The 22,813-nt window shown below is 74.0% G+C and carries 18 protein-coding genes; 5 read left to right on the top strand and 13 right to left on the bottom strand.

From position 1 onward, the window contains the following. Positions 1-53: 53 nt before the first annotated feature. Together GA0070609_RS06070 and rapZ are read right to left on the bottom strand one after the other, a co-directional pair. Positions 54-1,028: a gluconeogenesis factor YvcK family protein gene (locus tag GA0070609_RS06070; RefSeq protein WP_088992889.1), complete on the bottom strand. Its 975-nt coding sequence runs from the start codon at positions 1,026-1,028 to the stop codon at positions 54-56. Then, on the bottom strand, positions 1,025-1,912 hold the full coding sequence (gene rapZ, locus GA0070609_RS06065; protein WP_088997526.1) for an RNase adapter RapZ: 888 nt from the start codon (positions 1,910-1,912) through the stop codon (positions 1,025-1,027). Before rapZ ends, GA0070609_RS06070 begins: the two co-directional genes overlap by 4 nt. 240 nt (positions 1,913-2,152) lie before the next feature. Between rapZ and recQ the strand changes: the two genes are divergently transcribed. Continuing rightward, positions 2,153-4,000 carry a DNA helicase RecQ gene (gene recQ / locus GA0070609_RS06060; RefSeq protein WP_088992888.1) on the top strand — a complete coding sequence of 616 codons (1,848 nt, stop codon included), beginning with the start codon at positions 2,153-2,155 and terminating at the stop codon, positions 3,998-4,000. 217 nt (positions 4,001-4,217) lie between these two features. On the opposite strand, the gene uvrC is transcribed toward recQ, so the two are convergent. The 4 genes from uvrC to rsgA form a co-directional block, all read right to left on the bottom strand. Then, the gene (gene uvrC, locus GA0070609_RS06055; protein ID WP_088992887.1) at positions 4,218-6,200 is read right to left on the bottom strand and encodes an excinuclease ABC subunit UvrC; all 1,983 of its coding nucleotides are present in this window, start codon (positions 6,198-6,200) and stop codon (positions 4,218-4,220) included. Positions 6,201-6,354: 154 nt separating this feature from the next. After that, positions 6,355-6,837: a Rieske (2Fe-2S) protein gene (locus tag GA0070609_RS06050; protein WP_088992886.1), complete on the bottom strand. Its 483-nt coding sequence runs from the start codon at positions 6,835-6,837 to the stop codon at positions 6,355-6,357. A 377-nt stretch (positions 6,838-7,214) separates the two neighbouring features. Next, positions 7,215-10,157: an excinuclease ABC subunit UvrA gene (gene uvrA / locus GA0070609_RS06045; protein ID WP_088992885.1), complete on the bottom strand. Its 2,943-nt coding sequence runs from the start codon at positions 10,155-10,157 to the stop codon at positions 7,215-7,217. Between the two features lie 301 nt (positions 10,158-10,458). Next, a complete protein-coding gene (gene rsgA, locus GA0070609_RS06040) occupies positions 10,459-11,538 on the bottom strand; it encodes a ribosome small subunit-dependent GTPase A (protein WP_088992884.1) in 1,080 nt (359 codons plus the stop codon). Positions 11,539-11,706: 168 nt separating this feature from the next. Between rsgA and GA0070609_RS06035 the strand changes: the two genes are divergently transcribed. Then, positions 11,707-12,423: a maleylpyruvate isomerase family mycothiol-dependent enzyme gene (locus GA0070609_RS06035; RefSeq protein ID WP_088992883.1), complete on the top strand. Its 717-nt coding sequence runs from the start codon at positions 11,707-11,709 to the stop codon at positions 12,421-12,423. Between the two features lie 8 nt (positions 12,424-12,431). Then, positions 12,432-13,085 carry an MBL fold metallo-hydrolase gene (locus GA0070609_RS06030; protein ID WP_088992882.1) on the top strand — a complete coding sequence of 218 codons (654 nt, stop codon included), beginning with the start codon at positions 12,432-12,434 and terminating at the stop codon, positions 13,083-13,085. A gap of 233 nt (positions 13,086-13,318) precedes the next feature. Here the strand turns inward: GA0070609_RS06030 and GA0070609_RS06025 are convergent, their stop codons facing one another. Both GA0070609_RS06025 and GA0070609_RS06020 read right to left on the bottom strand, forming a co-directional pair. Continuing rightward, a complete protein-coding gene (locus tag GA0070609_RS06025) occupies positions 13,319-13,927 on the bottom strand; it encodes a DedA family protein (RefSeq protein ID WP_088992881.1) in 609 nt (202 codons plus the stop codon). A 102-nt stretch (positions 13,928-14,029) separates the two neighbouring features. Next, positions 14,030-14,722 (bottom strand): class I SAM-dependent methyltransferase, encoded by a 693-nt coding sequence (locus GA0070609_RS06020; protein WP_088997525.1) that lies wholly within the window; start codon positions 14,720-14,722, stop codon positions 14,030-14,032. Positions 14,723-14,894: 172 nt separating this feature from the next. Between GA0070609_RS06020 and GA0070609_RS06015 the strand changes: the two genes are divergently transcribed. Then, positions 14,895-15,098, top strand: a complete 204-nt coding sequence (locus GA0070609_RS06015) for a cold-shock protein (protein WP_088992880.1) — start codon at positions 14,895-14,897, stop codon at positions 15,096-15,098. Positions 15,099-15,144: 46 nt separating this feature from the next. On the opposite strand, the gene GA0070609_RS06010 is transcribed toward GA0070609_RS06015, so the two are convergent. The 5 genes from GA0070609_RS06010 to GA0070609_RS05990 all read right to left on the bottom strand — a co-directional run bounded on the left by GA0070609_RS06010 (position 15,145) and on the right by GA0070609_RS05990 (position 20,505). Beyond that, a complete protein-coding gene (locus GA0070609_RS06010) occupies positions 15,145-16,437 on the bottom strand; it encodes an MFS transporter (protein WP_231928547.1) in 1,293 nt (430 codons plus the stop codon). Then, a complete protein-coding gene (locus GA0070609_RS06005; protein ID WP_088992879.1) occupies positions 16,434-17,009 on the bottom strand; it encodes an ArsR/SmtB family transcription factor in 576 nt (191 codons plus the stop codon). Before GA0070609_RS06005 ends, GA0070609_RS06010 begins: the two co-directional genes overlap by 4 nt. A gap of 273 nt (positions 17,010-17,282) precedes the next feature. Beyond that, positions 17,283-18,167: a hypothetical protein gene (locus GA0070609_RS06000; protein ID WP_088992878.1), complete on the bottom strand. Its 885-nt coding sequence runs from the start codon at positions 18,165-18,167 to the stop codon at positions 17,283-17,285. A gap of 158 nt (positions 18,168-18,325) precedes the next feature. Continuing rightward, the gene (locus GA0070609_RS05995) at positions 18,326-19,987 is read right to left on the bottom strand and encodes a CocE/NonD family hydrolase (protein ID WP_088992877.1); all 1,662 of its coding nucleotides are present in this window, start codon (positions 19,985-19,987) and stop codon (positions 18,326-18,328) included. A 5-nt stretch (positions 19,988-19,992) separates the two neighbouring features. Then, entirely contained in the window at positions 19,993-20,505 is a 513-nt protein-coding gene (locus GA0070609_RS05990; protein ID WP_088997523.1) for a MarR family winged helix-turn-helix transcriptional regulator, read from the bottom strand. 164 nt (positions 20,506-20,669) lie between these two features. On the opposite strand from GA0070609_RS05990, the gene GA0070609_RS05985 reads away from it, so the two are divergent. Continuing rightward, positions 20,670-22,790, top strand: coding sequence for an MMPL family transporter (locus GA0070609_RS05985; protein ID WP_088992876.1), 2,121 nt, complete (start codon positions 20,670-20,672; stop codon positions 22,788-22,790). Positions 22,791-22,813 lie beyond the last annotated feature (23 nt).

Below are 22,813 nucleotides of genomic sequence, written 5' to 3'. Positions count from 1 at the left end.
GTGCGTCCCCTCACGGACCGGTTCCGGCGTGTCGCCGGAGATTACGTACGTGTCTAACGATCGGCGCCCAGGACGGGCACCAGTGCGGCGCCCAGGGCGGCCGGATCATGACGGGGAGTGCCGTCGGTGACCGCGACGGGGGCGAGGACCAGTCGGGCACCCAGCGATTCTGCCGCACGCTCGACCGGTTCGGGGTCACCCACCGCCTTGGAATCCGCCAACACGAAGTCGACCTTGAGTTCCGGCAGGTACCAGCGCAGCGCGGCGAGATGGTCGGCCACCGACAGCCCGAGCGTCTCCTTCTCGGCCGCCAGGTTCAAGGTGACCAGCCGGCGGGCCGGGCTGCTGATGATCGCCTCGGCCAGTTCCGGCACCAGCAGGTGCGGCAGCACGCTGGTGTACCAGCTGCCCGGCCCGAAGATCAGCCAGTCCGCCAAGCCGATCGCGGTGACCGCCTCCGGGCAGGCCCGCGGCTCGGCCGGGGTCAGCCGCAGCGACTCCACCCGGCCGGTGGTGACCGCCACCTGGTGCTGCCCGGTGACGGTCCGCACCTCGTCCGGGCGGTCCGGGTCGACGCCACGGACCCGCGCCTCGATCCCGACCGGCTCGCAGGACATCGGCAGCACCCGGCCCACCGCGCCGAGCATCGCGCCGGCGTGCTCCAGCGCGGCCACCGGGTCGCCGAGCAGCTCCATCAGGCCGTGCAGGACCAGGTTGCCCACCGCGTGCCCGGCCAGCCCGTCGGCGACCGGGCTCGCCGGCACCTCGGCGAAGCGGTGCTGGAACAGCCCGGCGCTGCGCCGCGTCGACGGGTGGTCGCCGGCCAGCGCGACCAGCGCCTGACGCAGGTCACCCGGGGGCAGGCCACCCCGCTCGGCGCGCAGCCGGCCACTGGAGCCGCCGTCGTCGCCGACGGTGACCACCGCGGTGATGTCCAGGTCGAGTTCCGGGGCGCAGCGACGCAGCGCGCGCAGGGATGCGGACAGGCCGTGCCCGCCGCCGAAGGCCACCACCTTCGCCGTCGTCATTCCCGCCCCAGGTCCCGGTGCTGGGCGTTGGCGGCCAGGCCGGACTGGCGCAGCCGGGCGGCCAACTCCTCGGCGATCGCCACGCTGCGGTGCTTGCCGCCGGTGCAGCCCACCGCCACGGTCAGGTAGCGCTTGCCCTCCCGCTCGAAGCCGGTGGTGGTGGCGTTGACCAGGTCGGCGTACGAGGCCACGAAGGCGTCCGCGCCCTCCTGGCCGAGCACGTACGAGCTGACCGCCTCCTCCCGCCCGGTGTGCTCGCGCAGTTCCGGCACCCAGTACGGGTTGGGCAGGAACCGGGCGTCCAGCACGAAGTCGGCGTCCGGCGGTAGGCCGTACTTGAAGCCGAAGGAGAGCACGGTGACACGCAGCCGGCGGGCGTCCTCGCCACCGAACAGCTCCTCGATCCGCCGGCGCAGCTGGTTGACGTTCAGGTGGCTGGTGTCGATGATCACGTCGGCCTGGTCCCGGGCCTCCTCCAGCAGGCCACGCTCGACGGCGATGCCGTCGGCCAACCGGCCGTCGCCCTGCAACGGGTGCGACCGGCGGACGCTCTCGAACCGGCGGATCAGCACCTCGTCGTCGGCGTCGACGAAGACCACCCGGGGCGAGAAGCCGCGCTCCTTCAGCTCCCGGATCGCCCCTGCGAGGTCGGTGGAGAAGGCGCGCGAGCGGACGTCCAGCACCATCGCCGTCCGCCGGGCCGCCCCGCCGGCCTTGAACGCCAGCTCGGCCATGTCGAGCATCAGCGCCTGGGGCAGGTTGTCCACCACGTAGTAGCCGACGTTCTCCAGCGCCCGGGCCACCGTGCTGCGGCCGCCCCCGGAGAGCCCGGTGACCACCACCAGCGTGGTGTCCGACTCCGCCGGAGCGGGCTGCCCGGCGATCCCCGCCGGGATGCCGTCCCGCTCCTCGGCCGTGCGCGCCTCGCTCACCCCTACCCCCAAGCCGTGGCGCCGCGGCCGGCTGATTCCGGCCGCGATGTGGTCAAACAGCGACTCTATCCCGCCCGGTCGACCGGCCCTGCGGACGCCCGTCCCGGGGTGTCCGGCGCTGTCCGGATCCGCCCCGGCGCGCCCGGCGGCGCGGGCCGGCCGGGTGTCGGCGGCCGCTCGTAGAATCCGCGGATGGCTTCCCCCACCGACCTGCGCACCGACGACCCGGTCGAGGTGCTGCGCCGGGTGTTCGGCTACGACGCCTTCCGCGGCTTCCAGCAGGAGGTCATCGAGCACGTGGTGGCCGGGGGCGACGCGCTGGTGCTGATGCCCACCGGCGGCGGCAAGTCGCTCTGCTACCAGATCCCGGCGCTGGTCCGCCCGGGCGTGGCGGTGGTGATCTCGCCGCTGATCGCGCTGATGCAGGACCAGGTCGACGCGCTGACCGCGGTCGGCGTACGCGCCGGATTCCTCAACTCGACCCAGGATCCCGAGGCCCGCCGCCGGGTCGAGGCGGCCTTCGTCGCGGGCGAGATCGACCTGCTCTACCTCGCTCCCGAGGCGCTGGGCACCCGGGCCGCCCAAGCGCTGCTCGACCGGGGTCAGATCGCCCTGTTCGCCATCGACGAGGCGCACTGCGTGTCGCAGTGGGGGCACGACTTCCGCCCCGACTACCTGGCCCTGTCGATGCTGCACGAACGCTGGCCGCAGGTGCCGCGGATCGCGCTGACCGCCACCGCCACCAGCGCGACCCGCGACGAGATCGCCACCCGGTTGCGGCTGACCGACGCCCGGCACTTCGTGGCCAGCTTCGACCGGCCGAACATCCAGTACCGGATCGTGCCCAAGCGGGAGCCGCGCAAGCAGCTGCTCAGCCTGCTGCGCGACGAGCACCCCGGCGACGCCGGCATCGTCTACTGCCTGTCCCGGGCCTCGGTGGAGAAGACCGCCGAGTTCCTCACCGCCAACGGCATCCCGGCGCTGCCCTACCACGCCGGTCTGGACGCGGCCACCCGCGCCCGCAACCAGCAGCGGTTCCTGCGCGAGGACGGGCTGGTCATGGTGGCGACGATCGCCTTCGGGATGGGCATCGACAAGCCCGACGTCCGGTTCGTCGCGCACCTGGACCTGCCGAAGTCGGTCGAGGGCTACTACCAGGAGACCGGCCGGGCCGGGCGGGACGGCCTGCCGTCGACCGCCTGGCTCGCGTACGGCCTGCAGGACGTGGTGCAGCAGCGCAAGATGATCGAGACCTCGGAGGGCGACCTCGCCCACCGCCGGAACCTGGCCGCCCACCTCGACGCGATGCTGGCGCTCTGCGAGACGGTCCGCTGCCGCCGCTCCCAACTGCTGGACTACTTCGGCGAGCGGTCGACGACCGGGTGCGGCAACTGCGACACCTGCCTGAACCCGCCGGAGTCCTGGGACGGCACGGTGGCCGCGCAGAAGCTGCTCTCCACGGTGTTCCGGCTCGACCGGGAGCGCAACCAGCGCTTCGGCGCCGGGCACTGCATCGACATCCTGCTCGGCCGGGCCACCGACAAGGTCACCCAGCACGGCCACGACTCGCTGACCGTGTTCGGCATCGGCGGCGAACTGCGCGAGGCCGAGTGGCGCGGCGTGGTCCGGCAACTCCTGGCCGAGGGCCTGCTCGCGGTCGAGGGCGACTACGGCACGCTGGCGCTCACCGACGCCAGCGCCGAGGTGCTCGGCCGCCGCCGGACGGTGATGATGCGCCGCGAGCCGGAACGCGTCGCGACGGGCCGGTCGAGCAAGCCGCGCGGGGCCGCCACGGTCACCGCCGAGCTGTCGCCGGCCGCCGCGTCGGTGTTCGAGCGGCTGCGCGCCTGGCGGGCCGCCACCGCCAAGGAACAGGGCGTGCCGGCGTACGTGATCTTCCACGACGCCACCCTGCGGCAGATCGCCACCGACGCGCCGACGTCGCTGGCCGAGCTGTCCCGGGTCAGCGGCGTCGGGGAGAACAAGCTAACCAAGTACGGCGACCAGATCCTCGGCGTGCTCGCCGACGCCCCCGCCTGACCCCGCCGCCGCACCGGTCGCGAGGCAGCCCGCTCACGCTCGGCACCGTGGGGATCAGGGTGATCGACTCCAGATCCCGGATGTGGGGGTGTCCGGAGCGCACGCGGACACCGCCATTTCGCCGATCCCGTGTGGATCACCTTCCCCGACCGCGCCGATACCGCCACATCGGCGATCTGGTGTGGCTCAGCCCGCCGGCGCGCGGGCACGCGGGCGGTCAGTCGGTCGAGGGGGTCTTGGCGGGGTCGCCGTTGAGCGCGGCCAGCACCGCCTCGGCCGTCCGGCGACCCACCCCGGGCACCTCGGCGATCTCCTCGACGGTGGCCGCCGAGAGCCGCTTGAGCGAGCCGAAGTGCCGCAGCAGCGCCTTGCGCCGCACCTCCCCCAGGCCGGGCACCTTGTCCAGCGCCGACTCCGTCATCCGCTTGGAGCGCCGCTGCCGGTGGAAGGTGATGGCGAACCGGTGCGCCTCGTCGCGGACCCGTTGCAGCAGGTAGAGCCCCTCGGAGGTGCGCGGCAGGATGACCGGGAACTCGTCGTCGGGCAACCAGACCTCCTCCAGCCGCTTGGCCAGCCCGCAGAGCGCGACGTCGTCGATGCCCAGCTCGGCGAGCGCCTGCGCGGCCGCCGCGACCTGCGGCGCCCCGCCGTCGACCACCACCAGCTGCGGCGGGTACGCGAACTTGCGGGGCCGGCCGGTGGTCGGATCCACCAACGCGCCGACCCGGGGCTCGTCCCCGTCGGCCTGGCCGGCCGGGGCGCCCGGGTCGTCGGCGGACTCCACACCCGCCTCCCCGGTCTCGGCCCGCGAGTCCAGGTAGCGGGCGAACCGGCGGCGCAGCACCTCGGACATCGCGGAGAGGTCGTCGGTGGCGCCCCGGATGATGAACCGGCGGTACTCGCTCTTACGCGGCAGCCCGTCCTCGAAGACGACCATGCTGGCCACCACGTCGGTGCCCTGGATCTGCGAGACGTCGAAGCACTCGATCCGCAGCGGCGAGGTACGCATGCCGAGCGCCTCGCTGATCTCGTCGAGCGCCTTGCCGCGGGTGGTCAGGTCGCCGGCGCGGCGCAGCTTGTGCCGGGCCAGCGCGTCCTTGGCGTTACGGGCAACCGTCTCCAGCAGGGCCCGCTTGTCGCCGCGCTGCGGCACCCGCAGCGTCACCCGGCTGCCGCGGTGGCTGCTCAGCCAGTCGGCCAGCGCGTCGGCGTCGGCGGGCAGCTCGGGCACCAGCAGCTCGCGCGGCACGTCGGCCTCGCCCTGCTCGCCGCCGTAGACCTGGGTGCAGAAATGGTGCACCAGGTCGCCGGTGGTCAGGTCCTCGGTCTTCTCCACCACCCAACCGCGCTGGCCGCGCACCCGACCGTCGCGGACGTGGAAGACCTGGACGGCCGCCTCCAGCGGGTCGTCGGCGAACGCCACCACGTCGGCGTCGGTGCCGTCGCCGAGCACCACGGTCTGCTTCTCCATCGCCCGGCGCAGCGCGGCGATGTCGTCGCGCAGCCGGGCCGCCCGCTCGAACTCCAACTGCTCGCTGGCCTCGGCCATCTCGCGTTCCAGCCGGCGCACCATGGTGTCGGTGCGGCCGGCCATGAAGTCGCAGAAGCCGTCGACGATCTCGCGGTGCTGCTCGGCCGAGACGCTGCCCACGCAGGGCGCCGAGCACTTGCCGATGTAGCCCAGCAGGCAGGGCCGGCCGACCTGGCCGGCCCGCTTGAACACCCCGGCCGAGCAGGTACGCGCCGGGAAGACGCGCAGCAGCAGGTCGAGCGTCTCGCGGATGGCCCAGGCGTGTGAGTAGGGCCCGAAGTAGCGCACCCCCTTGCGCTTGGCGCCCCGCATCACCTGCAGGCGGGGGAACTCCTCGTCGAGGGTGACCGCGAGATAGGGGTACGACTTGTCGTCGCGGTAGCGGACGTTGAACCGGGGGTCGTACTGCTTGATCCAGGTGTATTCGAGCTGGAGCGCCTCGACCTCGGTGCCGACGGTGACCCAGTCGACCGACTCGGCCGTGGTGACCATCTGCTGGGTGCGCTGGTGCAGGCCCCACAGGTCGGCGAAGTAGGAGTTGAGCCGGCTGCGCAGGTTCTTCGCCTTGCCGACGTAGATCACCCGGCCGGTGCCGTCGCGGAAGCGGTAGACCCCGGGCGACTCCGGAATGGTGCCGGGCGCGGGACGGTAGGTCGAGGGGTCTGCCACGGCAGCAAGCCTAGTCCGCACCCCCGACAGCCCTCGGCCGGCGCGACGGACGCCCCGGGGCGGCTCGGCGCTCCCCGGGATGCGGCATCCCGGGGTGTCGCCCCACCGGGGACACCCCGGGACACCGCAACCCGAGACGATCGCGCCCGGGTGGTCAGGCGAAGGAGATCTGGTCTCCGGTGACCTTGACGTCCTTCGGCGGCAGCGGCTTGGTGGCCGGACCGGCCTTGACCGAGCCGTCGGCGATGGAGAACTTGCTGCCGTGGCAGGTGCAGTTGATCGTGCCGCCGTCGACGTTCGTCACCGGGCAGCCCTGGTGCGTGCAGATCGGGTCGAAGCCCTTGAACTCGCCGGCGGACGGCTGGGTGATCACGACGCCCTCCGCGGCCAGGACCACGCCGCCGCCGACCGGGACGTCAGCGGTCCGGACCAGCGACTGCGCCCCCTGGCGGTCGCCCCCGCCGGCGTCGCCGGAGCTCGATACGGCCGGCCCGCCGCTGGTCGGGGCGGACCCGTCGCCGGAGTCCTCGCCGCCGCAGGCCGCCAGGACCACCGCCGCCCCGACCGCTCCCGCGCCGGTGAGCAGGGCCCGCCGGGTCTGGGTGACCGGCCCGGTCAGCTCCTGATCGTCACTCATGCCTCGCCTTTCTCTCGGCTGCCGCCGCCCCTGGAGATCCCGCGGCCACACCTTGGGACACGCACCACGGTCCCCACCGGTTCACCCGATCGACGACGGCCGCTGCCCCTGCTCGCCCGGGGCAACTTCCGCTGATCACGAGGTTAACCGGGCGGACGATCACGGCGACCGTCGCCAACCTCGTGACCGGCAGGCGTCGTCCGAGCGGGCCAGGCTGCCCAGGTCGGCCAGGCCTGCCCGATCGCCCCGGCCGGCCCGGTCAGCCAAGCCGGCCCGATCGGCCAAGCCGGCCCGGTCAGCCAAGCCGGCCCGATCGGCCAACCCGACCCGATCGGCCAGGCCGGCCTGGTCGGCGAGCAGGATGCGGCCGTCGGGCGTCAGCGGGCCGCGGCGGCGGTCTTACGGGTGGTGCGCTTGGTGGCGCCGTTGGCCTTGGCCGCCCGGGTGGTGGCCGCGGTCGCGCCCTTCGCCGCGCCGTCGAGCTTGAGCACCTGGCGCAGGAACTGGCCGGTGTGGCTCTCGGCTACCTCGGCGACCTCCTCCGGGGTGCCGGTGGCCAGCACCGTGCCGCCCCGGTGCCCGCCCTCGGGGCCCATGTCGATCAGCCAGTCCGCCGACTTGATCACATCGAGGTTGTGCTCGATGGTGATCACCGTGTTGCCCTTGTCGACCAGGCCCTCGAGCACCATCAGCAGCTTGCGGATGTCCTCGAAGTGCAGGCCCGTGGTCGGCTCGTCGAGCACGTAGACCGTCCGCCCGGTGGAACGCTTCTGCAGCTCGGAGGCGAGCTTCACCCGCTGCGCCTCGCCGCCGGAGAGGGTGGGCGCCGGCTGCCCGAGCCGGACGTAGCCGAGGCCGACGTCGACCAGCGTCTTGAGGTGTCGGTGGATGGCCGGGATGGCGGAGAAGAACTCGGCCGCCTCCTCGATCGGCATCTCCAGCACGTCGGAGACGGTCTTGCCCTTGTAGTGCACCTCCAGGGTCTCCCGGTTGTAGCGGGCGCCCTTGCAGACCTCGCACGGGACGTACACGTCGGGCAGGAAGTTCATCTCGATCTTGATGGTGCCGTCGCCGGAGCACGCCTCGCAGCGGCCGCCCTTGACGTTGAACGAGAACCGCCCTGGGCCGTACCCCCGGACCTTGGCCTCGGTGGTCTCGGCGAAGAGCTTGCGGACGTGGTCCCAGACCCCGGTGTAGGTGGCCGGGTTGGACCGCGGCGTCCGCCCGATCGGCGACTGGTCGACGCCGACGACCTTGTCGACGTGCTCCAGCCCGGAGACCCGGGTGTGCCGGCCGGGCACCAGCCGGGCGCCGTTGATCTGGTTGGCCAGTACGGCGTAGAGGATGTCGTTGACCAGGGTCGACTTGCCGGAGCCGCTGACCCCGGTGACCGCGATCAGCTGACCGAGCGGGAACGACACGGTCAGGTTGCGCAGGTTGTGCTCCCGCGCGCCGTGCACCACCAGCTCGCGGCCCGGCGTCTGCGGGCGGCGCGACCGCGGCGTCGGGATCGACTTGCGGCCGGACAGGTACGCCCCGGTCACCGAATCCTGGTTCTCCAGCAGCGCCGGCACCGAGCCGCTGTGCACGATCTTGCCGCCGTGCTCGCCGGCGCCCGGGCCGATGTCGACGATCCAGTCGGCGGTACGGATGGTGTCCTCGTCGTGCTCGACGACGATCAGCGTGTTGCCCAGGCCGCGCAGCCGGACCAGGGTCTCGATCAGCCGGTGGTTGTCGCGCTGGTGCAGCCCGATGGACGGCTCGTCCAGCACGTAGAGCACGCCGACCAGGCCGGAGCCGATCTGGGTGGCCAGCCGGATGCGCTGCGCCTCGCCGCCGGAGAGGGTGCCGGCTGGCCGGTCCAGGGAGAGGTAGTCCAGGCCGACGTCGAGCAGGAACCGCAGCCGGGCGTTGATCTCCTTGAGCACCCGCTCGGCGATCATCTTCTGTCGGTCGGTCAGCTCGATGCCGGCCAGCAGCTCGGCGCACTCACCCACCGACAGGTTGCAGACCTCGGCGATGCTCTTGCCGGCGATGGTGACCGCGAGCACCTCGGGCTTGAGCCGGGCGCCGCCGCAGGCCGCGCAGGGCACGTCCCGCATGTAGCCCTCGTACTTGTCCCGCGACCAGTCCGACTCGGTGTCGGCGTGCCGGCGCTCGATCCACTGCACCACGCCCTCGAAGCCGGTGTAGTAGGAGCGCTCGCGGCCGTACTTGTTGCGGTAGCGCACGTGCACCTGGTCGTCGGAGCCGTGCAGGATGGTCTTCTGCGCCCGGGAGGGCAGGGCCCGCCACGGGGTGTCGACGTCGAAGTGCTCGGCCTCGCCGAGCGCCTCCAGCAGCCGCAGGAAGTATTCCAGGTTGTGCCCGGTGGCCCAGGGCTGGATGGCGCCCTCGCGCAGGGTGCGCTCCGGGTCGGGCACGACCAGCTCGGGGTCGACCTCCTTCTTGGTGCCCAGGCCGGTGCACTCGGGGCAGGCGCCGTACGGGGCGTTGAAGGAGAAGACCCGGGGTTCCAGGTCCTCGATGGCCAGCGGGTGGTCGTTCGGGCAGGCCAGGTTCTCGGAGAAGCGGCGCTCCCGCTCCGGGTCGTCCTCGGGCAGGTCGACGAAGTCGAGCAGCACCAGCCCGCCGGAGAGGCCCAGGGCCGCCTCGACCGAGTCGGTGAGCCGCTGCTTGGCGCTCGGCTTGACGGTGAGCCGGTCGATCACCACCTCGATGGTGTGCTTCTCCTGCTTCTTGAGCTTCGGCGGCTCGGTCAGCGGGTGCACCACGCCGTCGACCCGGGCCCGGGCGTAGCCCTTGGCCTGGAGTTCGGCGAAGAGGTCGACGTACTCGCCCTTGCGGCCGCGGACCACCGGGGCGAGCACCATGAACCGGGTGCCCTCGGCCATGGCGAGCACCCGGTCGACGATCTGCTGCGGGCTCTGCCGGGAGATCCGCTCGCCGCAGACCGGGCAGTGCGGCTCGCCGATGCGGGCGAAGAGCAGACGGAGGTAGTCGTAGACCTCGGTGATCGTGCCGACGGTGGAGCGCGGGTTGCGCGAGGTGGACTTCTGGTCGATCGAGACGGCCGGGCTGAGGCCCTCGATGAAGTCGACGTCCGGCTTGTCCATCTGGCCGAGGAACTGCCGGGCGTACGAGGAGAGCGACTCGACGTAGCGGCGCTGCCCCTCGGCGAAGATCGTATCGAAGGCCAGGCTCGACTTGCCCGACCCGGAGAGCCCGGTGAAGACGATCAGGGCGTCCCGGGGCAGGTCGAGACTGACGTCACGCAGGTTGTGTTCGCGCGCGCCACGGATGATCAGTCGGTCGGCCACTGTCCGTGTACTCCCGGGTGAAGAAGAGAGGAGGATCTGTCCCGCTCCGTGGTGATTCTGAGCGGTTGTGCGGGCGCAGAAAAGCGCCTCGGCAACTCTAGCCCCGAGGTACGACACTTTTCCCGACCGGCGCATTCCCGCAGCTCAGCCCGGTCGGCCGCGCCCCGCAAGTGCGGCGACGACCGCGGCCGTCCGCCCCCGGTACGGCGACGACGACCGCCCTCGCCGGGCCCGGTGCGGCGGCGAGGGCGGTCGAGCGACCGGTCGCCGGTGATCCACTCTCGGTCACCGGCGCCGCGGGTCAGAACCCGCCGGACGAGGGCGGTCGGGCCGGCCGGTTGGCCCGCCGGCGGGCGCCACGCCAGCCGCCGCGGCGCTCGGCGGCCAGTCGGGTCTCCCGGCGGCGGGTCTCGTACGCCACCTCCCGCTGCAGGCGCCGCCAGCTCTCCCAGCGTCGCGCCGGCAGTTCGCCGCTCTCCAGCGCCTCGCGCACCGCGCAGCCGGGCTCCCCGTCGTGCCCGCAGTCGCCGTACCGGCAGCCGGTGGCGAGCGCGGCGATGTCGGCGAAGGCCCGGTCGAGCCCGGCCGAGCCGTCGAGCAGGCCGACCGCCCGCACCCCGGGGGTGTCCAGCACGGCCCCGCCGCCGGGCACCGCGACCAGGGCCCGCCAGGTGGTGGTGTGCCGGCCCTTGCCGTCGACCCGGCGGATCGCCTGGGTCGGCATCACCAGCGCCCCGGCCAACGCGTTGACCAGGCTCGACTTGCCGGCACCGGACGGGCCGAGCAGGCCCAGCGTGCGGCCGGGCGCCACCTCGGCGCGCAACGGGTCCAGGCCGGTGCCCCGCTCGGCGCTGACCGGCAGCACGGGCACCCCGGGGGCGACGGCGGCGATCTGCCGGGCGATCGCCGCCGGGTCGGCGGCCAGGTCGGCCTTGGTGAGCACCACCAGCGGCCGGGCGCCCGACTCGTGGGCGAGGGAGAGCAGCCGCTCGATCCGGCCGACGTCCGGCTCGGGGTGCACCGGCTCCACCACGGCGGCGGCGTCCAGGTTCGCGGCGAGCACCTGGCCGCTGGCGTCCTTGCCGGCGGTCCGCCGGATCAGCGCGGTGCGCCGGGGCAGCACCGTCTCGACGGTGATCCGCGAGTCGGGCCAGGTGCCGAGCAGCACCCAGTCCCCGGCGCAGGGCAGCCGGGTCAGGTCGTGGGCGGCGGCGGCCAGCACCGCCCCGCCCAGGGTGGCGCGGACCGGGCCGTCCGCGCAGAGCACGGTGCAGACGCCGCGGTCGACCCGGGCCACCCGGCCCGGGCGGTGGTCGGTACGACGGCGCAGGTGTGCCGCCCGGTCGGCGTCCCAGCCGAGGGCGGTCAGGTCGATGGTCATGAAATCCTCATCGGTATCGGAGTGGGTGACGCACGCGCGCTGAGTCCGGCATGATCACCACCTCCTCCGAGCCCGGTGCCGCGTTCGAGCCGACGGTAGGGGTCCCGGCGACGCGCCGAAAGCGATTTCCCCGGCGACGTGCGGGCGGGCGACCGTTAGGGTCGGGACGTGACCACGGATCCGCTCCTGCTGACCGGTGAGGTGGACGACGCCACGGCGCGCCTGCTGCGCACCGCGGCCACCTTCGACCATACGGACATCGCCGCCGCGTCGCTGCTGCCCGGCTGGACCCGCGGGCACGTGCTGACGCACCTGGCCCGCAACGCCGACGGCTTCGTCAACCTGCTGACCGCGGCCCGTACCGGTGAGCAGGTGCCGATGTACGCCTCGGCGGCGGCCCGGGCGGCGGACATCGAGGCCGGCGCCGGCCGCCCGCCGGACGCCCACCTGGACGACCTGCGCCGCTCGGCGGACCGGTTCGCCGAGGCGGTGGCAGCGATGCCCGCCGAGGCGTGGACGGCGACGGTCGACACGCCGCGCGGGCCCAGGGTCGCGGCCCTGCTGGTCTGGGGCCGGCTGCGGGAGCTGGAGGTGCACCACGTCGACCTGGCCGCCGGGCACCGCCCGGCCGACTGGCCCGAGGCGTTCGGCCACCGGCTGCTGCACGAGGTGGCGACCGACCTGGTCGAGCGCGGCGACGCGCCGCCGATGGTGCTGCGGTTCGACGGCAGCCGGCACGAACTGGTGATCGGCGACCGGGCGGGCGCGCCCGTGGTCACCGGCGCCGCCCCCGAACTCGCCGCCTGGCTGATCGGACGCAGCCGCGGCGACGTGCTGACCGTCACCCCGGACGGTCCGCTCCCCGAGCCACCGGAATGGATATAGACACCGTCATGACCTACCGCGGAGACGTCTCACCCGGCGGCGCGCCGGCCGTACGCGAGCTCGACCAGCTCACCATCACCAAGGTGTCGGTGGGCCCGATGGACAACAACGCCTACCTGCTGCGCTGCCGGTCGACCGGCGAGCAGCTGCTGATCGACGCCGCGAACGAGGCCCCGCGCCTGCTGGAACTGGTCGGCGACGCCGGCCTGGCCACCGTGGTCACCACCCACCAGCACATGGACCACTGGGTGGCGCTGGAGGAGGTGGTCGCCAAGACCGGCGCCCGCGCCCTGGCGCACGCCGACGACGCGGCCGGGCTGCCGATCGAGTCGGAGCCGCTCGCCGACGGCGACACGGTGCGGGTCGGCGACTGCCCGCTGGAGGTCATCCACCTGCGCGGGCACACCCCGGGCTCGATCGCGCTGCTCTACCGCGACCCGGCCGGCACCCCGCACCTGTGGACCGGCGACAGCCTCTTCCCGGGCGGGGTGGGCAACACCAACAAGGACCCGCAGCGGTTCGCCGCGCTGATCGACGACGTCGAGCACAAGCTCTTCGACCGGCTGCCCGACGAGACCTGGTTCTACCCCGGCCACGGCAAGGACAGCACCCTCGGCACCGAACGCCCCGCCCTCCCCCAGTGGCGAACCCGCGGCTGGTAACCCCACCCACCCGGAACAGCCACCCACCCACCCAACCACCCAACCAACCAACCAGCTCAAAAGATCACCCCCATCCCGGCGGCGGCGACCACCCGCCACACCCCGGACGAACCCGGCCCACGCCGGGGAGGGGGCCTGCCGTGCCCGGCGCAGGGATCAAGCCTGACCGCCCGGAGCCGGGCACGGCAGGCCCCCTCCCCCCACCGCAACCACGGTCATCCGAGAACCACCCGTCACGCAGTCAGCGACCGCAGCCGCCGCCGCGTACCCAGCAGCACCAACGTGGCCAGCAGCAGCCCGACCGCCATGGTCACCAGCATCGGGCTGGCCGGCCCGGGCAGCAGCCCCGCGAGTGACCGGGAGGCGGTGCCGAGCACCAGGTAGAGGCCGGCCCAGGCCGCGGCGCCGAGGGTCGCGCAGCCGAGGAAGCGTCGGTACGACATCCGCAGCCCGCCGGCGGCCAGTGGCAGCAGCGCGTTGAACACCGGCAGGAACGGGGCGACCAGCACCATCCGGCCGCCCCCGCGGCGCAGGATCCGCTCCGCGGCCGCCCAGCGCGACTCGCCGATCCAGCCGCCGACCCGGCTGTGCCGTAGCCGGTCGCCCCACCGGCGGCCGGCCAGGAAGCTCAGCGACCAGCCGGCGAGGCAACCGACCACCACGGCGGCGAACGTGGCCAGGCCGGTCGCCGGCCGCCCCACCCCGACCGCGGCGAGGATCGCCACGTCGCCCGGGACCAGCACCCCGAGCAGCGGTACGGCGTCGAAGAGCATGACCACCCCGAGCACCCCCATGAGCAGGGTGGTGGGAAGCTCTCCGACCTGGGTCAACCAATCCGCCATGCCCCGTACGCTATGGCCCACGGACCACCGTGGACATCGGGTTTGCTCCCCCACGCGCCCCTGAATCCCCCTCCGGGTGGTCCCTGAGTCGCGGCCCGGGCGTCAGCGGGGGCGCAGCACCTGCACCCGGCGCACCGGCGAGTCGACGCTGGGCTCGGTGGTCGGCACCGGATAGTCGGCGACCACCGTCAGCCCCGCCGGCAGGTGACCCCGGCCGGGGTCGCCGACCAGCACGTCGGCGCCGGTGGCGGCGACCCGGTGCAGGAAGGCCCGCATCCGCGCGGCCAGCGGCGCGTCGTAGAACACGTCCCCGGCCACCAGCAGGTCCACCCCGGCGCCGTCGGTGTCGAGCAGGTCGCCTCCGGTGGCCGCGACGGTGACCCGGTTGGCCCGGGCGTTGACGGTGACCGCCGCGACCGCGTACGGGTCGATGTCGTTGGCGACCACCCGCCGGGCGCCGGCGAGCGCGGCGGCGATGGCCACCAGTCCGGAGCCGGCGGCCAGGTCGAGCACCCGGCGGCCGGCGGCCAGTTCGGGGTGGTCGAGCAGGTAGCGGGCGAGGGCCTGGCCACCGGCCCAGACCGACGCCCAGTACGGCGGTGGGAGGTGGCGTCCGGCGTGCGCCTCCATCCGGGCCCACCAGACGATGGCGTCCTCGGCCAGGTGCAGCCGCACCTCGGGCACGAACGGCGTACGCACCAGCCGGAGCCGGTCCAGCCCACCGCCGGGGGCGAGGATCTCCCGCTCCAGGTCGGTGAGGGCGGCGTTCGCGACTTCGGTCACCGGCGCAAGCATGCCGTAGCGGGCCGGCCGCCGCGCGGCTTTCGCGATGCCGGCCCGCGGAACTGCTCGCATCGCCTGCGGCACTTCGCCCGGCAGATCGGCGTTTGGCCGGTTACTGTCGGAAAGGTACAGGGCGATCATCGGCCGACGGCCGGCGGTCGGCCGCTTCGAACAGGAGAGATGCATGGCAACCGGCACGGTTAAGTGGTTCAACTCGGAAAAGGGCTTCGGCTTCATCGAGCAGGACGGCGGGGGTCCGGACGTGTTCGTCCACTACTCGGCCATCGCGACGAGCGGTTACCGGGAGCTGAGCGAGGGCCAGAAGGTCGAGTTCGAGGTGACCCAGGGGCAGAAGGGTCCACAGGCGGACAACGTCCGCCCGATGTGACCGATGCCGGTGGCGGCGGCCGGGGACCGGCCGCCGCCGCAGCGCGTCAGGATCTTCCGGGCGCGGTGGGCAGGTCCCGCCGCCGGCGCAGCGGCCCGACCAGCAGGATCAGCGGGGTGAGCGCCAGCCAGCCGGTCATCACCCCGAGCGCGGCGCGGGTGCCGAAGGCGGCGCCGAGCGCGCCGGCCGCCACCGCGGCGAGCGGGATCGTCCCGTAGTTGAGCAGCTGCATGGTGACCGTCACCCGGCCGAGCAGGTGGTGCGGCGGGTACGCCTGCCGGAAGCTGCTCTTGAGCACGTTGCCCACCGCCACGCCGAGGCTGACCAGCACCCCGCCGAGCGCCGGCCAGACCAACCCGGCCCCCGGCCCGGCGAGGGGGATCAACAGCGCCGGCGGCCCGGTGAACGCCGCCGCGACCAGCATCGTCCGGGCCGTGCCGAGGCGGCGCCCGAGCCCGGTGGCCAGCACCGCGCCGACGATGCCGCCGAGGCTCATCACCGCGACCAGCACGCCGACCGGGCCGGGCGCCACCCCCACCTCGCGGATCAGGAACACCACCAGGACGGCCTGGTAGCCGACCAGTCCGATGTTGCTGGCCGCGCCGAACAGCGTCAGCACCCGCAGATACGGGTCGCCGGCGACGAACCGGATCCCGGCGGCGATCTCCCGGCGCAACGACGACGTACGCCCGGCCGGCTCCGGCCGCGGCTCGACCCGCCGGATGCGCAGCAGGCAGACCGCGGAGACCAGGAAGCTCAGCGCGTCCAGCAGCAGCGCGGTGACCGCGCCGGCGAGCTGCGCCACCAGGCCGGCGATCCCCGGGCCCAGCACGTAGCTGGCGGTGTGTGTGGCCTGGATCCGGGCGTTGCCGGCCGGCAGCTGCTCCGGGCGCAGCAGGACCGGCAGGTAGACCTGGTCGGCGGTCTCGAAGAAGACCCGGGACACCCCACCGCCGAGAGCCACCACCAGCAGCTGCCCGACGGTGAGCACCTCCAGCACGGCGGCCAGCGGCACGCTGAGGAACAGCAGCGCCGAGGCCACGTCGCAGGCGATCATCACGGGCCGTCGGCGCAGCCGGTCCACCCAGGCGCCCACCGGCAGGCCGATCAGCAGCCAGGGCAGCCAGGCCGCGGCGGTGAGCACCGCGACCGCGAAGGTGCTGGCGTCGAGCACGGTCACCGCGACCAGGGGCAGCGCCACCGCGGTGACGTTGCTGCCGAGGCTGCTGACCGTCTGGGCGGCCCAGAGCAGCCGGAAGTCGCGGTGCCCGCGCAGCTCCCCGGCCGGGCGGCTGTCGGCGTCCTGCCCGGCGGGCCGGGTGGCCGTCGCCGGGCTCACGGCCGGGCCGGGAAGCCGTGGGCGAACAGGAAGACCGGTTCGCGGCGGTGGCCGTCGTCGAGCGCCTTCCGCTCGGCCCAGCGGGCCAGCAGGTCGTTCAGCTCGCGGCTCAGCTCGGCGAGCTCCGCCGGGGTGAGGTGCAGCCAGCGGTCGGTGGAGAACGGTCCGTCACCCCAGGCCTCGTGCGCGTCGTCGCCGGCGGCGTGCCAGGCCCGGGCCAGCGCGACGTGCCGGTCGAGGTTGAGCGAGGTGGCGGCGTCGGCCACCGCCCGGGTCGCCGGGTCGGCGTCGAAGTCGGCGCTCGACCACGCCACTGACCGGCTGACCAGGCGCCACCACCGCTCGCGGCGGTCGCGGGCCAGTTCCGGCGCCTCGGCGACCAGGTCGGCGGCGGCGAGCACCTTGAGGTGGTGGCTGACGTTGGCCGGGGCCTGTTCGGTGCGCTCGGCGAGCGCGCCGACCGTCGACGGCCCGTGCACCTTCAGCACGTCCATCAGGCGTCGGCGCAGCGGGTGGGCGAGCGCGGCCAGGACGCGCGAGTCGGTCACCTGGCGTACGTCGGGGTCCGGCATGCCGCCAGCCTGCCATTCGCAAGAGCGATTTCGCAAGAGCTATTGCGCAACTGCTCTTGCGGGGGCCGGTCGCGACGGCGGAAGTCTCGGGCCCGGGCGGCGGGAACCACGCGGCAAGGACGGTGATACCGCAGAGTCATCGTGATGACGCTGCGGTATCCGGTTCGCCGGGCAGCACCGGCGCGACCCGCGCCGCGCCGGCAACCCGTGCCGGCACCCGCGACCCGGGCCGCACCGCCCGTCCAGCGCGCACCGCGGCCCGCTGTGGCCGGCTCAGGAGGCGAGCCGACGGGCCAGTTCCTCGGCCACCTGGCGGGCCAGCGTGGGTGGGATCGCCGCGGCGATCTTCTCCGGGGTCAGCCCGGCCAGCACGCCCGCGATGATCGCCGGTTCGTCGGTGACGTCCTTGCCGGCGAGTTGGCTCAGCGCCGTCTGCACCGCGCTGAGCTGTGCGCCGAGGCTCTGCAGGCTCGGGTGCGGCACCACGTAGCTGGTGTTGAGGTGGTCCTCCCCCATCGCCATCCGGGTGTAGACCTGCCCGACCGGGTTGCGGCCGTCCAGGACGGTCAGGTTGCGGTGGATGGTCTCCAGCCAGGCATGCTCTTGCGGGGTCATGTCGTCTCCCTCGATGAGGCCGATGGTCGTCAGGTAGCGGCGGAACAGCGGGGTCTGGTCCCGGCCCGCCTTGATCGCGTCGCGGAAGAAGCTGAAGTGGGTGTGCCACAGGTGGGAGTTGTCGCCGGTGCTGCGCCGGTTGAGCCGGTCCCACCGCCGGACGACCCTGCCGTCCGGGGAGTAGATGATCTCGCGGATGTCCCGGGTGTCCGGCGCGTTGGCGGCGCACTGGCCGACGCACCAGACGGAGAAGCTGCGCAGGTCGTGGGTGCGTCCGCCGGAGCGGACCTCGAACTGCCCCACGTCGAGCGCCGCGGCGTCCAGGGTCAGCCCGTTGCGGTCCCGGGGCGACTCCACCACCGAGTAGTCGCCGGCGACCACCCGGTCGGAGCCGCAGTGGTAGCCGCCGCGGTGCGAGGCGTCGCCGACGATGCCGACCTCGGCCGGTTCGAGGTCCTGGCTCCGCACCCGGTCGGGATCGACGTTGAGATGGGCGAGCAGCAGGTTGCGCACGGTCAACAGGTTGGTGGGTGCGCGCGTCATTGGTCCCCCTCGTCGGGTCGGGGGCCGGACACGACAGTGACGCCGCGTACGCGGCGAGGGGGCTGCACGCGCGCGCCCGGCCAACTGGTGCACAACGCCGGGCGTTGCCCAACCATAACTCGGTCGATGGACAAACGCCCAGTTCAGATGGGGTCTGTTCAGCGTGGACGGAGCGGCGGAACAGAACTCAGCACGGGCAGGACGATCGCCGACGGGTGCTCGGGATCGTGCAGGATCTCCCGACGACCCGCACGCAGCGTGATGGCGGTGCCGAGCGGCTCACCGGTGCCGGGGTTGCGCGCGTACCGGGGGTGGGCGCCACCGGAGACCTGCACGCGCAACCGGTGCCCGGGCGCGAACCGGTGCGCGGTGGGCCACAGCTCCACCGGCACCCGTACGACACCGGCGGGGTCGGTCGGATAGCGGCCCGGCTCGACCCGGACCAGTCCGTCGCAGACGTTCCAGGACCGGCCGCGCCGGTCCACGTCGCACAGTCGCACGAAGACGTCGAGATAGGACAGCTCGCTGTGCACGTGCACCTCGGCGTGCACCGGGCCGGCCACCTCGACCGGGTCGGCGAGCGGCGCGCTGGTCCAGGTGAGCACGTCGGGCCGGGCCTCCACCGGGCGGTTGTCGACCGGTCCGGCGCGCTGGGCGACCAGCAGCGGGCCGCCGAGCGAGGGGGTGGGGTCGGCCGGGTCGTACCAGAACCCGTCCGGGGCGGACGGCGCCGCCGGCTCGGTGGCCAGCGCGCCGGCCGGGTGCAGGTGCCACCGGACGGGGGTGGCCGGCGGCGGCCAGTCCGGCAGGTCCCGCCAGCCGCCGCCGGCCCCGCCGACGTGCACCCGCACCGGCGAGGTCCGGGCCACCGGGCGGCCGGCGAGGTGCTCGTCGAGCCAGTCCAGCCCGTCGCGCAGGGCCGCCACGAACAGCCCCGGGCTGCCGTGGGTCCACGGCCCGACGGTCAGCCGGGGCGCGGCGCCGGCCGCGCGCAGGGCCGCGAAGTCGCGCAGCTGCGCCGGCAGGAAGATGTCGTGCCAGCCGCTGACCATCGCCACCGGCGCGCGCACCTGGGCGATCCGGTCGTCGAAGACCCGGGTACGCCAGTAGTCGGCGGCCGGGGTGTGGTGGCGTAGCCACTCCTGGAAGAACGGCACCCGCACCCCGGTGGCGATCCGGTCCGCCTCGGCCAGCGGCAGGTGAGCCAGCGCGGCGGCCAGCCGGGGCTGCCCGCGTTTGAGTTCCCACTGCCGGGCCAGCCAGGGCACGGTCTGCGCCTGCAGCAGCTCGGCCCAGGTGAGCACGGTGTCCAGCGCGAACGAGTCCCCGGCGTAGGTGGAGTCGCGGGTGGCCGAGGCGGTCACCACGGCGACCATCGCCCGCAGGTCGTCACCCGCGTCGGCGGCCAGCGCCCACTGCACGAACCCCTGGTAGCTGGCGCCGAACATGCCGAACGCCCCGGTCCACCACCGCTGGCGGCGCAGCCAGTCCAGGGTGTCCAGTCCGTCATCGCGTTCGTGCACCAGCGGCTCGAACACCCCGCCCGAGCCGTACGTGCCGCGGCAGGACTGGATCACCACGTGGAAGCCCCGTTCGGCGGCGAGGCGGCCGAGCAGCCGCATCGGCCCGCTCCGCCCGTACGGGGTGCGGATCAGCACGGCCGGCGCGCCGGGCAGGTCGGGGGCGTAGTGGTCGGTGCGCAGCAGCACCCCGTCGCGGACCCGTACCGGGATGTCGCGGGTGAGGGTGACCCGCCGGGTACGCGCGGCGGGCAGCCGCAGCACCGCGGTGGCGACCCGGGTGGCCAGCCGGTCCAGCACCGCGGTCAGCCCGGGCGGCGGGCCGGGGCGGGGCGGGTCGAGCGGACGGCGTCCCGGTGTTCGCGCATGGAGGCGCTCATCGCCGACATGAACCGGTGCACCACCGCCAGTTCGTCGTCGGTGAACCCGGACATCACCTCGTCGGTACGCCGCCCGAGCGGCCGGAAGAAGTCCATCGCCAGCTCGGCGCCCCGGTCGGCGTAGTGCAGGAAGACCTTCCGCCGGTCGGCGGTGTCCCGGTCGCGGCGGATGTGCCCGGCCCGTTCCAGCCGGTCGATCAGGGCGGTGACCGAGCCGGAGGAGAGGTTGAGCTGCTCGCCGAGGCGCCCGGGAGTGATCGGCTGGCCGACCAGCTCGGCGTCCATCACCGCGATCAGCGCCTGCAGGTCGGTGGCGTTCAGCCCGTGCAGCGCCGCGAAGGCGTGCCCGATGTGCTGCGCGTCGCTGGAGTACCGGCGCAGCTCGGCGGTGATCTCCGCGACCAGCCACTCGCGCCGGGTGTCCCGCGGCCGGTACATGCCGTGCGTCGCCACGTCCGCCTTCCCTGTCGACCCGTCGGTGTCGAGTTGCAGCATAACTCAGCGGTCGATAATCTCGGTCTTCGAGATACTTGGCAGCCGGGAGATAGGTCCGCCCGTCCACGGACGCGCCCCGCCCGGCCGCAGACCGGGAGGCGCCCGCCATGTCCGTGTTCACCCGCGTCGCCCGTGGCCGGCTGGCCGCGTGGCTCACCGTGGTCGCCGCGCTCGTCTTCGGCGCGGCCGTCTTCGGGCTGCCCACGCCGGACAACCCCGAACCCGTCTCGGCCACCGGGCTGTCCGTGCAGTGGCAGTCGACCCAGGTCGAACGGCTCCAGGACCAGTTGCCCTCCCGCGACGTGCAGCCGGCGATCGTGGTCACCAGCCGCGCCGACGGCGGCCCGCTCACCGAGGCCGACCGCGCGACGATCGGCGGCCAGGCCGGCGAGCTGGGCCGGTTCGCCGCCGGCGGTCGGGTCAGCCCACCGCAGGTCTCCCCGGACGGCACGGTCGCCCTGGTCGTCGTACCGCTGTCGACCGCCGGCGGGCAGCAGGACGTCGCCGACCGGGTCGAGCAGCTCCGCGCCGCCCTCGACGACGCGCCCGAAGCGCTCACCGTCGCGGTGACCGGCGGGCCCGCCTTCACCACCGACCTGACCAAGGTCTTCGACGGCGCGGACACCACGCTGCTCGCCGTCACCGCCACCGTGGTCGCGCTGCTGCTGCTGGTCACCTACCGCAGCCCGTTCCTGTGGATCGTGCCGCTCGTCGTGGTCGCCGCCACCGAGCAGCTCACCCTGCGCGCCCTGGACACCATCGTCCCGGCGGTCGGCATCAACCTGCCCGGCGGGGCCGTCACCGGCATCGCCAGCGTCCTCGTCTTCGGTGCGGCCACCGACTACGCGCTGCTGCTCATCGCCCGCTACCGGGAGGAACTGCGGCGCGAGGAGGACCGGTTCGTGGCGATGCGCGCCGCCCTGCGCCGCACCGCCGAGCCCATCCTCGCCAGCGGCTTCACCGTCGTGCTCGGCGTGCTCACCCTCCTGCTGTCCGAGCAGGAGCTCAACCGGGCCCTCGCGGTGGCCTGCGCCACCGGCGTCGTCCTCGCCATGGCCTCGGCGCTGTTCGTCCTCCCCGCCGCGCTGGTGATCTTCGGCCGCGGCCTGTTCTGGCCGTTCGTGCCCCGGGTCGGCGGCGCGGTCCGGGAGGGCCGGCTGTGGGGCCGCCTCGGCGCCGCCGTCGAACGCCGCCCCGCGCCGGTCGCGGCGCTCGCCGTGCTGCTGCTTGCCACGCTCTCCCTCGGCGCGCTCGGCATCCGCACCGGCCTGTCGGAGACCGAGCAGTTCCGGGTCAAGCCCGAGGCGGTCACCGGCGCCGAGACCCTCGCCCGGGCCTTCCCCGCCGGCACCACCCAGCCGGTCGCCGTGCTCACCGCACCCGCGGCGGTGCCCGCCGTCACCCAGGCCGCCGCGGCCGTGCCGGGCGTCGCGTCCGCGCGCCCCGGCGAGGCGGGCGCCGAGGTGGCCCAGGTCGACGTGGTGCTCGACGCCGAGCCGGGCACGGCCGGCTCCGACCGGACGATCGAGGCGCTGCGGGACGCGGTCGCCGCGGTGCCCGGCTCCGCGCCGCCCGCCGTCGACGGCGCCGACCCCTTCACCGGGGCGGTGGTCGGCGGCACGGTCGCCGCCACCTACGACTCCGACGCCGCCAACGGCAAGGACCTGCGGCTGATCCTGCCGATCATCCTGCTGCTCGTCGGCGCCGTGCTCGTGCTGTTGCTGCGCGGCCTGCTCGCCCCGGTGCTGCTGGTGCTCACCGTCATCGCGTCGTTCTTCGCCAGCCTGGGCGCGGCGTGGCTGCTCTTCGACCACCTGCTCGGGTTCCCGGCGCTGGACAGTCAGGTGCTGCTGCTGGCCTTCGTGTTCCTGGTGGCGCTCGGGGTGGACTACAACATCTTCCTGGTCACCCGGGCCCGCGAGGACGCCCGCGCCGCCGGCACCCGCGCCGGCATGCGCTCCGCGCTGCGGGTCACCGGCGGGGTGATCACCAGCGCCGGGGTGCTGCTCGCCGCGGTCTTCGCCGTGCTGGGCGTGCTGCCGCTGATCCTGCTCACCCAGATCGGGATCATCGTCTGCATCGGTGTCCTGCTCGACACCCTGCTGGTCCGTACGGTGCTGGTGCCGGCGCTGGCGTTCCTGCTCGGCGACCGGTTCTGGTGGCCGGGCCGGATCAAGCGGACCGAGCCCGCCCCGCCGCACCCCGAGCCGGTCGCCGCCCGGCGGTGAGCCAGGGCGGCCTCGGGCGCGCG

Origin of the sequence: Micromonospora echinaurantiaca, assembly GCF_900090235.1 — a bacterium.
Lineage (GTDB): Bacteria > Actinomycetota > Actinomycetes > Mycobacteriales > Micromonosporaceae > Micromonospora > Micromonospora echinaurantiaca.
This window is presented reverse-complemented; position numbering and strand designations above follow the sequence as displayed.